At 45.6% G+C, this 15,072-nt stretch carries 16 protein-coding genes; 4 read left to right on the top strand and 12 right to left on the bottom strand.

Features of this window, described 5'->3' with window-relative positions:
* Positions 1 to 19: 19 nt before the first annotated feature.
* The 11 genes from V1U08_RS16230 to V1U08_RS16180 all read right to left on the bottom strand — a co-directional run bounded on the left by V1U08_RS16230 (position 20) and on the right by V1U08_RS16180 (position 11,968).
* A complete protein-coding gene (locus tag V1U08_RS16230) occupies positions 20 to 1,051 on the bottom strand; it encodes a sensor histidine kinase (protein WP_118119070.1) in 1,032 nt (343 codons plus the stop codon).
* Positions 1,052 to 1,230: 179 nt separating this feature from the next.
* Positions 1,231 to 2,697 carry a sigma-54 dependent transcriptional regulator gene (locus V1U08_RS16225; RefSeq protein WP_065297216.1) on the bottom strand — a complete coding sequence of 489 codons (1,467 nt, stop codon included), beginning with the start codon at positions 2,695 to 2,697 and terminating at the stop codon, positions 1,231 to 1,233.
* A 287-nt stretch (positions 2,698 to 2,984) separates the two neighbouring features.
* A complete protein-coding gene (gene fliS / locus V1U08_RS16220) occupies positions 2,985 to 3,395 on the bottom strand; it encodes a flagellar export chaperone FliS (protein WP_020333610.1) in 411 nt (136 codons plus the stop codon).
* A 13-nt stretch (positions 3,396 to 3,408) separates the two neighbouring features.
* Entirely contained in the window at positions 3,409 to 3,714 is a 306-nt protein-coding gene (locus V1U08_RS16215) for a flagellar protein FliT (RefSeq protein WP_118119072.1), read from the bottom strand.
* A gap of 3 nt (positions 3,715 to 3,717) precedes the next feature.
* Entirely contained in the window at positions 3,718 to 5,724 is a 2,007-nt protein-coding gene (gene fliD, locus V1U08_RS16210; RefSeq protein WP_330471006.1) for a flagellar filament capping protein FliD, read from the bottom strand.
* Between the two features lie 184 nt (positions 5,725 to 5,908).
* A complete protein-coding gene (gene flaG, locus V1U08_RS16205) occupies positions 5,909 to 6,343 on the bottom strand; it encodes a flagellar protein FlaG (protein WP_014232677.1) in 435 nt (144 codons plus the stop codon).
* Between the two features lie 63 nt (positions 6,344 to 6,406).
* Positions 6,407 to 7,537 (bottom strand): flagellin, encoded by a 1,131-nt coding sequence (locus V1U08_RS16200; protein WP_065300054.1) that lies wholly within the window; start codon positions 7,535 to 7,537, stop codon positions 6,407 to 6,409.
* Between the two features lie 300 nt (positions 7,538 to 7,837).
* The gene (locus V1U08_RS16195) at positions 7,838 to 8,971 is read right to left on the bottom strand and encodes a flagellin (protein ID WP_014232679.1); all 1,134 of its coding nucleotides are present in this window, start codon (positions 8,969 to 8,971) and stop codon (positions 7,838 to 7,840) included.
* Between the two features lie 262 nt (positions 8,972 to 9,233).
* Complete coding sequence (locus V1U08_RS16190; RefSeq protein ID WP_330471005.1) at positions 9,234 to 10,367, bottom strand: flagellin; 1,134 nt, start codon at positions 10,365 to 10,367, stop codon at positions 9,234 to 9,236.
* Positions 10,368 to 10,533: 166 nt separating this feature from the next.
* A complete protein-coding gene (locus tag V1U08_RS16185) occupies positions 10,534 to 11,436 on the bottom strand; it encodes a Dyp-type peroxidase (protein ID WP_014232681.1) in 903 nt (300 codons plus the stop codon).
* 46 nt (positions 11,437 to 11,482) lie between these two features.
* The gene (locus V1U08_RS16180; RefSeq protein WP_065297221.1) at positions 11,483 to 11,968 is read right to left on the bottom strand and encodes a DUF2919 domain-containing protein; all 486 of its coding nucleotides are present in this window, start codon (positions 11,966 to 11,968) and stop codon (positions 11,483 to 11,485) included.
* A 220-nt stretch (positions 11,969 to 12,188) separates the two neighbouring features.
* Here V1U08_RS16180 and V1U08_RS16175 point away from each other — a divergent pair, with 220 nt between their 5' ends.
* Positions 12,189 to 12,545 (top strand): DUF2956 domain-containing protein, encoded by a 357-nt coding sequence (locus V1U08_RS16175; RefSeq protein WP_329350613.1) that lies wholly within the window; start codon positions 12,189 to 12,191, stop codon positions 12,543 to 12,545.
* Position 12,546: 1 nt separating this feature from the next.
* On the top strand, positions 12,547 to 12,876 hold the full coding sequence (locus tag V1U08_RS16170; RefSeq protein WP_268668677.1) for a DUF4156 domain-containing protein: 330 nt from the start codon (positions 12,547 to 12,549) through the stop codon (positions 12,874 to 12,876).
* 67 nt (positions 12,877 to 12,943) lie between these two features.
* Here the strand turns inward: V1U08_RS16170 and V1U08_RS16165 are convergent, their stop codons facing one another.
* Positions 12,944 to 13,231 carry a winged helix-turn-helix domain-containing protein gene (locus tag V1U08_RS16165; RefSeq protein WP_014232685.1) on the bottom strand — a complete coding sequence of 96 codons (288 nt, stop codon included), beginning with the start codon at positions 13,229 to 13,231 and terminating at the stop codon, positions 12,944 to 12,946.
* A 329-nt stretch (positions 13,232 to 13,560) separates the two neighbouring features.
* Between V1U08_RS16165 and V1U08_RS16160 the strand changes: the two genes are divergently transcribed.
* The gene (locus V1U08_RS16160) at positions 13,561 to 13,911 is read left to right on the top strand and encodes an ArsC family reductase (RefSeq protein ID WP_065297222.1); all 351 of its coding nucleotides are present in this window, start codon (positions 13,561 to 13,563) and stop codon (positions 13,909 to 13,911) included.
* An 18-nt stretch (positions 13,912 to 13,929) separates the two neighbouring features.
* The gene (gene dapE, locus V1U08_RS16155; protein WP_330471004.1) at positions 13,930 to 15,066 is read left to right on the top strand and encodes a succinyl-diaminopimelate desuccinylase; all 1,137 of its coding nucleotides are present in this window, start codon (positions 13,930 to 13,932) and stop codon (positions 15,064 to 15,066) included.
* The last annotated feature ends 6 nt before the right edge of the window (positions 15,067 to 15,072 follow it).

Raw genomic sequence — 15,072 nt, 5'->3', positions numbered from 1 at the left:
TCCTAATTGGCAGAAGCGACTATTGCACTTCTGCTTGCACTCGCTCTAGCGGAATGCACATGGTGAAGCAGGCTCCATCACCCTGCTCAGAAATAAGCTCTAATCGACCGTCATGGGCACGGCAAACCATTTGAACTACCGCAAGACCTAACCCTGTTCCTTGAGAACGGGTGGTAAAAAATGGCTCTAAGATTTTGCTTTGTAGCTCTTTAGGTACACCCGGTCCGTTGTCCTGCACAGAAATGCGCAGCTCACCGTTGACCGGGCGGAAGAAAATATCAATTTGCGATTCTTTACCTGACATCTGAATCGCATTCATGACTAAGTTACTCAAGGCAGATGCAATCGCATTAGCATTTCCAAGCAGGTCAGTTTGCTCTTCCTCTACTTCAAGAAAGTAGTCAATGTTGTTGTTTTTTAAGGCAGCTTCAACCATTGGTTGATATTCCGTAACCAACTGAGCAATCGTAAATGGCTTAATGACTTTATTATCGCCACCTTTGGCAAAGAGCAGCATATCGTTAACCTGCTTTTCCAAATCGTGCAGTCGATCCATCAATTTACTTTGAAATCGATCTCTCGTATTGGCAGGAAGATTCGGCGCAGCCAGGTTTGACGCATACAGCATTGCGCTGGATAAAGGCGTTCTGACTTGATGAGCAAGAGAAGCCACCATTCGCCCTAAAGACGATAAGCGCTGCAAGTCACTCACTCGGGATTGAAGTAAGCGCGTTTCGGTCAAGTCAGTAATAAGGATGAGCTGACCCGTTTCAGAAGCAGAAATCGCCAAACGCACTTTGCGGCCATTGCGCAGAGAGACCTCATGGCCGTCATCTTCACGCGGGTCAAATGCTGCCTGAATGACGTTAAACCACTTTTCGCTGACCAAGGGTATTTCAAGAATGCGGTGTGCTTCCGGGTTCGCTTCGCGCACAACACCGAACGTATCGAGCAAGATGACTCCCGCAGGCATCACATCCAGAACCTGTTTATAACGTTCGACCTGGTTTTCTACTGAGTCTAAATGGGATTGGTTGGTGTTATCTTCCATTAACTGCCTGTCGAAATATCGCCACTAAATAGTAAAACAGCATAGTAAGCAATTAGCGTACCAGGGTGTTTTACCTTATTTATCAGCAATTTATTTAACAGACAATAAATTGACACTAAGTTGACATAAGAATATGAGCGGTTTTATTTTGGAGAAAACCACTCATTGGGCGTGCAGAGTTAGCGTTGCAAGTTGTACTTACGCATTTTCTCAACCAAAGTCGTGCGGCGCATTCCCAGCATATCGGCTGCTCGAGCGACAACACCACCTTGGGCTTCAAGTGCTTGGCTGATCATGTTGATTTCCAGATCTGCCAATAGCTCTTTTAGGTTTACGCCTTCAGGAGGAAGCTCCTGCGGCGCATTTGCGTTGCTCTCTAACTCATTGAGTTCATCAAAACTGAAATCTCCCGAGAAAATATCCTGAAAGACATCACGCTCTTGCTCTTCGACTGAGACAAAAGGATTCCCTTCAGGCTGGAATTCCGGGATATCACTGTAACGGTATTTCGTCGGCAAGTGATTCACATCGATCAGGCTGTTCGGGTAAAGAATCACCATGCGCTCGATCAGGTTTGCCAGCTCTCGCACGTTCCCCGGCCAGTCGTGTTCCATCAAAGAGTTAATCGCGCGCGAAGTAAAGCAGATAGGCTGTCCACCTTCGGCTTCCAGACGAGCCATCAATTCTTGCAGCAACAGAGGAATGTCACGCTTACGTTCTTTCAGCGCAGGCATTTCAATTGGGAATACGTTGAGGCGATAGAACAAGTCTTCTCGGAAGGTATCTTCTTCGATCATGCTCTCGAGGTTGCGATGCGTCGCAGCTACGATGCGAACGTTCACTTTAATCGTATTGTTACCACCCACTCGCTCAAAACAACGCTCTTGAAGCACACGAAGTAGCTTCACCTGCATTGGCATTGGCATATCACCAATTTCATCAAGGAATAAGGTTCCGCCATCAGCCAATTCAAAACGACCTTTACGCGAGGTTAACGCCCCGGTAAAAGCACCTTTTTCATGACCAAACAGCTCACTCTCTAAAAGTTCAGGAGGAATCGCACCACAGTTAATCGGCACAAATGGTCCACTCGAGTACGTGGAATGGTAGTGGATATTACGCGCAACCACTTCTTTACCCGTACCCGACTCACCAAGAATTAAAACGTTAGCTTCGGTTTTGGCGACTTGCTCAATAAGGTGACGAACCTCCTGAATGCCACGACTCTGACCCACTAAACTGCGGAAAAGTGTATTTTTGCGCTCACTTGCGATCACGTTCACACCTTTTCGCCCCAGGAAGTCTTTGCAATGACGCAAGGCGTTACTAAGTTGAGGGTAGTTTAAAGGCAGTTCCAACTCACCAACGTAACTTGGCAAGTCATCAACAGGTAGCGATAAGCGCCCCATTACGAGCAATGGAATGTGGTAAGCATCGCTAAGATGCGCCATGACTGTTGTCGCTGCTGAAGCTGAAGAAATATTGCCGATAATGCAACCAGACCAGAGTTCAGACCAATCAACATCACCTAGCTGATCAGAACTGACCGCTTCGCAACTTTCTCCAACAAATTCCAATATATTGCTTAAATTTAAACGACTTGAAGCATCGTCATCAATTACAAGCAGTTTTGCCAAACCTTGCATAACTAAGAATGATTGCCTTTATTTTTGGATGTGTTGCGGCCAAACCTTGATTAGCTCAAATGAGTGTTCAGAAAGGCGGGAACGCCACACTCAATGCACGAGAGACAAAGGGGAAATCAGCAACAAAAAAAGCCATTAGGGCTACTAATGGCGCTTATTTTATTTGAATATAAAAATAAGGCAACCAAGCAATCGAGAGCTCTAAGCGTGATTGTGACCTTGCTGCACAACTTGTTGCTTAGGCGCTCAATATATATTCAAGTCAATATAACGATTTGTTTTATTTATTAAATACCGACCTCTTCGGCCGTTAGGTTGTGGAACTCTGCCGGAATTTGATCCCACGCTGATTTTATCTCTCGAATAATATCGATAACGTCATCAATAAGTTGCGGATCATTTTGGTGATTTGCCGCAGAAATCTGCGTAATCATGAATTCATAAAGTGAATCTAAGTTTGAGGCAATCTCGCCACCATCATCCATTGACAAACAACTTCTCAGCGCAATGATAATGTCTAATGCCTTACCCAAACGCTCACCTTTTACTGGTATGTTGCCCGCTTGCATCGCTGCTTTACCTTGAATAAGACGCTCAATTGCTCCCGCCATTAGCATTTGAATGACTTTGTGCGGAGAAGCCGCGCTTAGCTGGCTGTCGACTGATACCTTTTTGTATGCTTGCAAAGATCCGCGCATAGTAATCCTCTTTCTAAATAAACTTTTTGTATTGCTGAAGCGAACGTTGGCCATAGCGCAATTTATGCAACTCTTTTCCAACTTTTGACGTCTCTGATTGCATCAGTTCAACAATACTTTGGGTACGAGCAAGCAAGTCTTGCCACTCGACGTCTTGCTTAACCAATGGGTTTTTCTGAACCACTGACAGCAAGTTTTGCAATAAGCTTTCTCTGATATCGACCAAACGAAGAATTTCTTCAGTATTAATATCGACTTTTTGCAGCTCTTGGCTAATGCGTTGATCCAAATCGTTAATTTCAATAAGTTCGTTTTGCATTGATTAACCCAGTGCACTCATTAATGCGCCTAGCTGTCCTTGCATTTTGCCTGTTGCATCTTGCATGGCAGAGAATTTTGCATGGGTACGCTCTTCTAAGCTCGCCATGCGGCGATCGAGGGCCGTTTGATCATCATTTAAACGGTAATTCTGTTCTGTAAGACTTTTTTCGCGGGTACGAATGCTGCCAGTAACTCCGGTAATGCCATGAATGGCATCTTCAATGCGCTTTGCGAAACCAGTGTTACCACCAAAGAAACTTTCCAGTTCATTGAAGTTGTTATTTAACTGACGATCGAGCATGTCGTAGTTAATTTCGAGCGTTCCCTGGCGAGTCGTGGTGATACCAAACTCAGTGAGTGATTTGAGGTTTTCTGGCGCTTTGTCAATTTGGGCGGAAAAGACCGATTTAAGTCTGGCATCAGCACTTCGTACGGTGCTGTCGCCCGATAAAGGGCCTTTTTGTCCGGTAAGAGGATCAACGCTCGAGAGCGCCCGAGAGGTTTGATAAAACGAATTATAAGCCGCAACAAAGTTTTCTATATCGCTGCGAACGCCCTGACGATCATATTCAACGCCTATTTCCGCCGGTGCTTGATTAGGTTCAGACTTCCCTTTCAATGTGAGGTCTACGCCTTCTATCGCATCTTCAATCACGTTGTTGTGACTCGAGAGTTTCGCAACGCCATCGAGTAACACGACCGAGTCTTGGCCGGCCTGAACTTCGGTCATGCCGCTATAACCTTCGAACATAGATTCGGCCTGAGCAATTTTGGCTTCGGCAGCGTCTATTTTTTCGAGTCGCTCGCGCTCTTCAGGTGAAAGCTGAGCGCGATGGATTTGCTTCGCTTGCTCTTGCGTCAATTCACCACGTTTTACTTTCGCATCAAGTTCCTGTTTTTCATCAGCAATGCTCTGCTCAATTTCTGCTTTTTCTTGATCAAGCCGCTGCTTTGCTTCTTTGGTGGTGACATAAGAGTCGGTCAGCGTACCAGATGCAGCATTGCTCCAACCCGGAACATCAGGCGCTTTTTCAATCGCCTTTTCGTCCAGCTCCAGCTCTGGCTCTTGGTATGAATCCAGTAAGGTGCCTGAGGCCGTTTCCGTCCAGCCAGGAATGCGATCCTCTGGACGCCAACTTGCGCGTTCTTGCGCTTTATCAAACGCATCTTGTCCCGCTTTGGCAGCATCTGCGCCGGCAGCAGAAACAGGCTCACCAACTGCACTCCCCTGTTGAGTTGCTAGTTCCTCTTGCGAGGATTGCATTTCGGGAGGTAGAGGGTTGCCGCTTTCATCCAGTAAAACAGGTTCGGCTGATTGTGGATCTTGCAAAGGACCTAACACCTCTTCAGCGGCAGCACGTGCTTCTTCCAAAGCTCGTACTCGCTCTTCAAGTGTTTGGTATGCGAATTTTTTAAGTGGATTGCCTTGTTCTGCGTCCACTGTGACGGTAATTTGGTGATCCTTACCAGATTGGTTTGAGGCAAGGATAAGGCGGGGGCCTTCGGCATCGTTGATAAGTGAAGCACGAACGCCGATGTTGTCTTTCGCACCGTTGATGCTACGTACTACATCTACGAGCTTAGATCTTGAACGGACATTGATGTTAAAGCTGTCGTCACCAAGCGAAATATGCAGCTTACCCGGACCAAGCTTTGCGTCTTCTGGTAACACATCAGACGCAACTTTATGGCTTTGTGCAAGCTGCAACACATCGATAGCATACTTACCAGCTATAGCATCGGTAGTTGCAGTGGCAGATACGATTTTATCGTCCGTGGTATCAACCGTTCGGGCAGCAAAAGCTTTTTCCTGACGGAAGTTCACCATGAGGTTTTTCATCGTATCCAACGATTCTCTGAGTCGCCCATAAGCACTGATGCTGGCATCTATCGTCGTGCGTTCATTGTTAATGCTCTGCTGCTTTGGTACACGCTCGGCATCGACAATTTTGCTGACCATGGCATTAATATCCATGCCACCAGACATCCCCAACGGGCCTAAACTCATTAAATCACCTCTAAAAACGGCTTATACCAATCACAGTAAGTAAGTGATCAGAAATAGCGTAGGAAAAATGCTTGAGAACAAGGCAAAATTTTTCGATAAGTAGTTATTCTACAATCAAAAATTTTAACGTCGTTATCGAGTATTTTAACAAGCTAGAATGACCAGTTATTTACTACGATTGGTATTAAACTTTTTCAACTAACAAACCGCTGTTAGCTGTGTGCTCAGCTAGGCGACGTAAAACGACCAGCATGTCTTCATCAGGAATTTGACGAATCACGTCGCCCGTTTTGGCTTCGTAAATCGTCACAACGTCTCGGCCAGATTCTTCATCCACGCGAAACGCCACTCCCTTATTTATGGATGTCACAAATTCATTCATTTGTGCGACCATTTTTTCACGTTCTTCTCTGTTCAGCTCCTGACGGCTTTCCGCCATTTTGATTGCAGCTTGAACAGAGAAATCACGCTCGGTGTCTTTCACTTTTGACAGAGAAATATCACCGACTGAACTTGCTGGGTCCGGCACGCCTATGCCATAGCCATTTTTACTAGCAACTTTGGTGCCATCCTCTGCACCGTAAGACTGGATGTTCGATGTGTAGGAGGCTATTTCCATTACAATCTCCCTTCCAACTTATGAGCTAACGATAGGGTCTATCGCTTGACTGATCCAGCCTAATTAGCCCAACAAACTTAGCGCTGCAGATGGTGACTGCTTCGCTTGTGCCAGGATCGAAGTACTCGCTTGCTGAAGGATTTGCGACTTAGTCATTGCCGTTGTTTCCTTCGCGTAGTCAGTATCTTGAATACGGCTCTTAGACGCATTAACGTTTTCATTAATGTTATCTAAGTTATTGATCGCGTGGTTGAATCGGTTTTGGAAAGCACCAAGAGACGCACGCTGGCTGTCTACTGACTTTAGTGCACCGTCGATAACAGCCACAGCTTCTTGAGAGCCAGCTACCGATGTAACGTCGATGTCTTTAACCGTGACGTCTTTAGCATCACCGAAACCAATTTCGCCAGCCAGGTTGCCTGAGAATTCAACTTCACCATTTACTTTCTGAGAAGAAGCAAATACTTGCAACTTACCGTCTTCGCCTACTGACGCTTTCACGTCATCGCTCTGACCGTTGATGTAAGTCGCTAACTGCTCAAGATCATCGCCTTGCTTCGCGTTGATAGTCAGCTTTTGTTCTTCACCTTGTGTATTGGTGTAGCTCATTTCAAGCTTAGTTTTTTCACCAACAGCCCAAGATGCATCTTTGCCTTCTTCTGCAGCGTAGCTCTTACCACCCATAGCAGAAGTATCAGAACGCAGGCTATCCAAAGAAAGCATTACTGCTTCACCTGAATCAGCACCGATTTGGAAAGACTGTGTACCGTAAGTTCCATTAAGCAGCTTGTTACCACCAAAAGATGTCGTTTCCGCAATACGGTTTAGCTCATCGTTTAGGGCTGTTACTTCTTCCTGAATCGCGACACGTTCTGCTTTTGAGTTAGAACCGTTCGCAGACTGAAGCGAAAGGTCACGCATACGTTGTAGGATATTGGTAGATTCATTCATTGCACCTTCAGCAACCTGTGCAACAGAAATACCGTCGTTGGCGTTTTTCACTGCCATGTCCAAGCCACGGCTTTGCGCGTTCAAGCGGTTTGAAATCTGTAGACCTGCAGCATCGTCTTTCGCGCTATTAATTTTATAGCCCGAAGACAAACGCTCCATTGATTTTTGTTGACCTTCAGCGGCCTGATTCAGGTAACGCTGTGCGGTCATCGCAGAAACGTTAGTATTAACGTTAATCGCCATAGTTGTTCTCCTTAAGGCTTTTGTGAATGTACCTTCGTGTCTCTCACCTCACTTGGGTACATCTCATTTCTCTCAATCCCTTTAACGGCGATCAATACATATCCTTTAGGAGAATTTCCCATTTTTTTGCGATTAGTATCCTCTACTTAGAGAAGTGTGACCGGTATCAACTGCGACCAAATTAACACGTCAGCGTGCTTTCCTCAGATAGAAAAAAACCCAGCCGAAGCTGGGTTTACTCGCTCATCTCTCACCACGAGCCAATGAGGTTCTCGTCTGGGGTTAATCTGGGTATAACCCTTAACCTAGCAGACTTAGCGCTGAGTTCGGCGCCTGTTTCGCTTGCGCAAGGATTGAGCTTGACGCCTGCGATAGAATTTGTGACTTGGTCATTTCCGTCGTTTCTTTTGCAAAGTCGGTATCTTTAATACGGCTCTTCGATGCACTCACGTTCTCGTTAATGTTATCCAAGTTGTTGATCGCATGGTTGAAACGGTTTTGGAATGCACCTAGTTCCGCGCGGTGGCTGTCTACGTACTTCAGAGCAGCATCAATAATTGCTACTGACTCTTGTGCGCCGCCCACAGAGGTAACATCAATAGAATCAACCGTGACGCTGTTGCCTTTATCCAGACCTAATTCGCCAGATAGACCACCAGAGAATGACAGTTCGCCTTCCACTTTGTTGTTACCAGCAAAGACTTGCAATTGGCCATCTTCATTCACTGAAGCTTTTACCAAGTCAGTCTGACCGTTGATGTAAGTTGCCAGCTCTTCGATATCATCGCCTGCTTTTGCATTAACCGAGATTTCTTGCTCTTGACCAAAGCTGTCTGTCAGGCTGATTTTCAGGTCTGATTTATCGGCAGAAACATTCCAGTCTTTACCTTTGCCATTTTCAGCTTGGTAGCTAAGACCGCCCATCATTTGGTTGTCAGAACGCATATCTTTCAGCTCAAGCATGACGGCTTCACCATTGTCTGCGCCGATTTGGAACGATTTGGTGCCGTATGTGCCGTTAAGAAGTTTGTTACCACCAAATGAAGTGGTTTCCGCGATACGATTAAGCTCGTCGTTCAGTGCAGTTACTTCTTCCTGAATCGCAACACGTTCTGCTTTTGAGTTAGAACCGTTTGCAGATTGAAGTGACAGGTCACGCATACGTTGCAGTATGTTGGTTGTCTCGTTCATTGCACCTTCAGCAGTTTGTGCAACAGAGATACCATCATTCGCGTTGCGAACAGCCACATCAAGACCACGGCTTTGCACATTCAAACGGTTCGAGATTTGAAGGCCAGCTGCATCATCTTTTGCGCTGTTGATTTTAAAGCCTGTAGACAGACGCTCCATCGACGTTTGTTGAGCTGAGTTTGCATTGTTAAGGTAACGCTGAGCGGTCATCGCTGATACGTTTGTGTTTACAGTCACTGCCATGGTGATTTCTCCAATTGATTTTCCGGTGTAGCGGTTTCCGACGTCTCGGAAAACCAAGTAGTTCTCTCAAAGTTACTTTTATTAACGACGCACAATCTGATTTCTTTAGGAAAAATGTTCGATTTTTTTAGAAAAAGTTCATATTTAGGCGGGATCGTGACGAAATAGGTAAAAAAGACAAAAAACGTTAAATTTTCACTAAAGCTTCTTTTTCACCTGTCGATACAGGCAGTTTTTTTCTAAATTTTAAACGGGAATGACATTACCCCAGTAAAGACAAAACCAGATTTGGCGCTTGTTTCGCTTGAGCAAGAATAGAAGTACTGACCTGTTGCAAAATCTGCTGTTTGACCATTTGTGTGGTTTCTTTGGCATAGTCGGTGTCTAAAATTCGACTATTAGAAGCCGCCACATTCTCATGAATGTTGTCTAAATTATTTATCGCATGATTAAAACGGTTTTGATAAGCACCGAGCTCGGCACGGTGACTATCCACATACTTCATTGCCGTATCCAGAACCGCCACAGCTTGCTGCGCTCCACCAACGCTAGTGACATCAATGCTATCGACCGCTTGATAACCTTTTAGCTCCAAACCCAACTCGTTCGCCAAATCGCCGGAAAATGAAATCGTGCCAGAGGTTTCTTTGCCGGCCATAAAGATCTGTAATTGCCCATCTTCATTCACTGACGCTGACACTTTGTCGGTTTGACCATTTATGTACGTGGCTAACGTTTCAATGTCGTCACCGGCTTGCGCGCTAATATGGACTTGTTCTGTTTCACCCAAGCGGTTGACAAAAGACATGGTAAGCTCGTTTGAGTCATTCTTCACTTTCCAATCAGACCCTGCTCTGCCCCGCGAAATGTAACTGAATCCACCCATATCTAGCCCATCAGTACGCATAGACTTTAATTCAACTTGTACCGCTTCTCCTGAAGCCGCGCCAATCTGAAACGCTGATTTACCGAAGCTGCCATTGAGCAATCTGCGTCCACCAAACGAAGTGGTTTCCGCGATACGATTCAGCTCATCATTCAATGCGCTGACTTCTTCTTGCAATGCAATACGCTCTGCATTGCTGTTTGAACCATTTGCCGACTGTAAGGAGAGATCTCGCATACGCTGCATAATATTGGTGACTTCATTCATTGCGCCTTCAGCGGTCTGCATGATCGAAATACCATCGTTTGCATTACGAACGGCGACATCCAGACCACGCATTTGCGCTTGTAAGCGATTAGAAATCTGCAAACCTGCGGCATCATCCTTCGCGCTGTTAATGCGCTTGCCTGAAGACAAACGCTCCATGGATTGGTTCAACATATCCGTTGCGTTAGTTAAATGACGCTGTGCCACCAGAGCTGAAATATTGGTATTAACGGTGATAGCCACAAATATGTGCTCCAATAAGATGAAGGTATTGGATATTTATCGGCCGGATTCTTGGAAGGTTTAGTGCTTTTAGAAATAGGATTACGAGCAAAAAGATAGGATGCGGGAAAGATCCAGAAAATAAAAAGCTCTCCGGTTGGAGAGCTTCAAAATTACCAGCTTAGAATTACTTAATCGCAAGTTCCGCCAGCATAGCCTGAGATGGCGCAAAGAAGTACGCACCAGTGACGGCTTTAGTAAAGCGCAGAAGCTGGTCGGTTTTACCATCCGTCACACCGTACATGCTCTCAAGCATCACTTTAATGTTATGCAGTGTATGACAGTAGCAGATGAACAACAGGCCATGAGCCCCCGTCACGGTGCCGTATGGCAAACTGTGACGAACGATCTTCAGGCCTTTACCTTCTTCTTTGATGTCTACACGGCCAACGTGCGACGCAGCCGGCACATCATCCAACTCAACAGAATCTGGCTTAGTACGGCCAATCACTTTCTCTTGTGCTTTTACGTTCAAACGATTCCATGCAGGAAGGTTGTGTTCGAAACGCTGAGCCATTACGTAGCTACCACCAGCAAATGGGCCTTCTTTGATCAAGGCAACTTCAGCTCGTGCTTCACCTTCTGGGTTCTCTGTGCCATCGATAAAGTCAGTCATATCACGAGCGTCCAGGTAACGGTAGCCATACGTTTCATCAACGACAGTCACATCTTCTGCCGTGTCGACCAGGAATTTACGCAGAACATAAAAATGTAAATCGTGACGAGTTGAGTGGCAGTGAATGAGCACATCAACATCGCTTGCTGGCGCCACAACATCCCCTTCCCCTAACTGTGGGAAGTCAATCAACTCTTCAGGCGCATCGATATTTAAGTGCTGCCAGAATGATTTTGTGAATGCGATGGATAGTGTGAGGTCAGCACCTGGCTGGCTGTTATTTAGCTCTTCAACCAGCTCTGGAAGGGCTTTTAGCTTCGCCAATACGTTTTCACGGTTTTGGTTTACTTTCAGTTGAGTGTACAGTGCAAATGGTCCTGCTTCTGGCACAATTGCCGTTTGAGCTTGTAACATTGAGGTTTCCTCTATACTTTGCCCCTGTGCGGGAAGTTGTTGATTTTTAATTCTTTGAAGGCTGTTCTTTATTATGCTCAAATTGTGGCACATTAAAACAGTCTTTTACCCACCTTCCGTTCAAAAGGTAGATCATAAACCAGGTAATTAAGGTGATGGTAAGAGCGTTTGCCCAATTGAATACACCATGTTCCAGGTAGACATGATACATGGTCTGAGCAAGCTGAATACTACACAAGATCAAGGTCACCTCTCGCCCGTAGCTCATCACTTTGTTCACCCATTTTCGGTCTGGCTGGCGTAAACCCATCAACCACATCAATAGTAAGCTGGGAACACCGGCTAACAAACCCAAATACAGTGTGCTCGAATCTGGATAAACAATCGATAGCAGTTTACTTCCACTCTCCCGGCTCACACCGGCCATGGCAAACACCACCCAAGATCGGGCAAGAAACATCCACCCTAACCAAACAAAAATAGGCGCTTTTAAAAAGCCATGAGCGTCATATTGATCAAATGCGTAGCGCACAATATCTTCTTCTTTAATAACTTACTGTGGTCACTTTACCTGATCACAGCGAAACTGCAACGCAAGTACCTCCCGCCAGTAATAAAGCCTCACACCCCACGCAAAAAGCGAAAGCTAGTTCAGAGAACTTGCGCTCTAAGGTTCATTTCAACCAACTTGGCGAGTAGACTAGGCTTAAGTAATTTCAAACGCAGGCTCCTAGCGCCGAGTAAATAAAAACATGAAAAAGAAAAATACAGCAGCTCCCGTTCCTTCCCAAGAAACTCAGAACGAAGCAATGAACATTGCCAGAGCGACTCAGAAACCAGGGCAAACAAAGGAACAAACCAAACTCATTGCTCAGGGTATCGAGAAAGGCATTGCGTTGTATAAAAAACAACAAAAAGAGCGAAGCCGCCAAGCAGACAAAGCGAAAAAGAAACAGCAAAGAGAAAAACAACGCGAGTCCGAAGAACAAACACAACACGAGCCTCAAATTGCGCTAGAGTCCTCAACGGCAAAATCATCCGCGCTGCCATGGGTGCTACTTGTTCTCAGTTGGATTGGCTTCGCCGCCACTATTTTCATGGGAAAATAATATGCTTCGAATCATTGTCGCCATATCAATCTTTACTCTCTTTGGCTGCTCATCGACAACTCTCAATCCTCACGATAAAAGCCAACAGGTCGAAGTGCGGATTGATAGCCAGTTCGACCCTGCTCAGTGCGAGTACCTTGGTGAAGTAACTGGCGATGAAGGGCATTGGTATAACTACCTGTTCTACAGCAATGATGGCATGATCAAAGGTGCGGTTAACGACCTAAAAAACAACGCGATGACCATGGGTGCTGATACGGTATTTATGGTGTCTCCTCAATATTTCGTCACGTCTTTCAACCTGTTAGGTGTTGCCTACCGCTGCAAGTAATTCATCTTGCCTATTCAGGGAATTTATCTCCTGCCTCGACAGATAAAAAAAGCCAGCGATTGCTGGCTTATGCACGAAATCCAAGGCTACTAGCGATATCACGCTCTCGCTCCAGAACCCATTGACTATCAAAAGGTCCCCAATCCGAAAGTTGGTAATAGCCGTCATTGTGACGTCGACCATCTTGAACAAATATAAGCTCGATGCCGATACCCGGTAATGCCTTGAGTACATCTTGAATTGTACGTCGAGGCCAACCCGTTTGTTCGATTAATTTTGGTACATTTGGCCTTTCCAGGCTTTCGACCAACAAGGCCAAATATAACCGCCTTGCAAAAACAGGACTCAACTCCATTGACACCTCCTAAACTTGTGCTGAATCATTATTTCGTTTTTGCACAGAGAGATGTTGCGTTTGATCAATAACTCGACTTATCCACCCTTTTTTGGTGTCTTTTTACTCAAATTCCTACAAGTTAATTCCCATTTACGCTCATTCTGTAAGTTATCAACGTTTCCAACTCGGCAATTTGGCGTGCTTCGAGGTCATAAATTATTTTGTTTCGCATTTTGTCAGTTTGATTGCTTCTTGGTAGGATGCGGTACACAGCCCAAAATTGCTTGAGCACCAGAGAATCTCAGCCTCTGTGCATAAAAACAAAGTAAAGATAAAAGGAAACAATTATGACGATTACCATGTTCGGTATCCCAAACTGCGACACAATTAAAAAAGCCAAGAAATGGTTAGAAGCGGAAGATATCGCGTATGAGTTTCATGACTACCGCAAACAAGGCGTAGATGAAGCATTGGTGACAGAATTTTGTGATGCTCTAGGCTGGGAAATCGTGCTCAACAAACGTGGTACCACTTTCCGCCAGTTAACTCAGGAACAGAAAGATTCTCTGAATGAAGAAAATGCTATCAAGCTGCTAGTGGAAAACCCAGCGATGATTAAGCGCCCAATTTTAAAAGTGAATGATCAGCTCCATATTGGTTTTAAAGCTGATCAATACACAACGATTTTTAACTCATAAATTAAGGAACACTCAAGGATGACAGACAGTCCAGTACTGGCTCTTGCGAAAGACCTAATCAGCAGACAATCCGTAACGCCTGAAGACGCGGGCTGCCAGGACTTAATGATCGAGCGACTAAAAGCGCTTGGTTTTGAAATTGAAGTCATGGTGTTTGAAGATACAACCAACTTTTGGGCTCGCCGTGGTACCGAAGCACCGCTATTTGCCTTTGCTGGCCACACTGACGTAGTGCCTGCGGGCAAGCTTGAACAATGGGATACGCATCCATTTGATCCAACAATAATCGATGGCTACCTGCACGGTCGCGGTGCGGCGGATATGAAAGGCTCTCTGGCGGCAATGATTGTCGCTGTGGAACGTTTTATTGCAGAGAACCCTGATCATAAAGGCTCTATCGGCTTTTTGATTACTTCAGATGAAGAAGGTCCTTTCATCAACGGTACCGTTCGCGTGGTAGAGGCGCTGATGGAACGTGGTGAAAACATTGATATGTGTATCGTGGGTGAACCTTCAAGTACCGAGATCGTTGGTGATGTCGTGAAAAATGGTCGCCGTGGTTCAATCACTGGTGACCTGACGGTTAAAGGTACTCAGGGACACGTGGCTTACCCACATCTGGCTAATAACCCTGTTCACTCTTCTCTGTTAGCCATTCACGAGTTAGCAACAACGGAATGGGATAAGGGTAACGACTACTTCCCGCCAACCAGCTTCCAGATTCCGAACGTGTCGGCAGGTACTGGTGCTTCAAACGTAATTCCGGGCGAGTTCAATGTTCAATTCAACCTGCGTTTTAGCACAGAGTTGAATAACGACACTATTGTTCAAAGAGTGACAGAAACGCTAGACAAGCATGCCCTGGACTATGAGCTGAACTGGACGTTCAACGGTGACCCATTCTTAACCGACACAGGCGCGTTGCTGGATGCCGTCGTCGCAGCAGTGAATGAAGTAAACCACACCAAACCAGCGCTACTGACAACTGGCGGAACTTCGGATGGCCGTTTTATTGCTCGAATGGGTGGTCAAGTCGTGGAACTTGGTCCTGTGAATGCAACCATTCATAAAGTGAACGAGTGCGTGAAAGTCGATGACTTAGAAAAGTTAACGGACATGTACCAAAATACGCTTAAGCATTTATTGGCGAAGTAATCGGCC

The sequence above is a fragment of the Vibrio sp. YYF0003 genome, assembly GCF_036350715.1.
Lineage (GTDB): Bacteria > Pseudomonadota > Gammaproteobacteria > Enterobacterales > Vibrionaceae > Vibrio > Vibrio natriegens.
The sequence above is the reverse complement of the archived record's forward strand: the minus strand, read 5'-3'. Positions and strand labels throughout refer to the sequence as shown.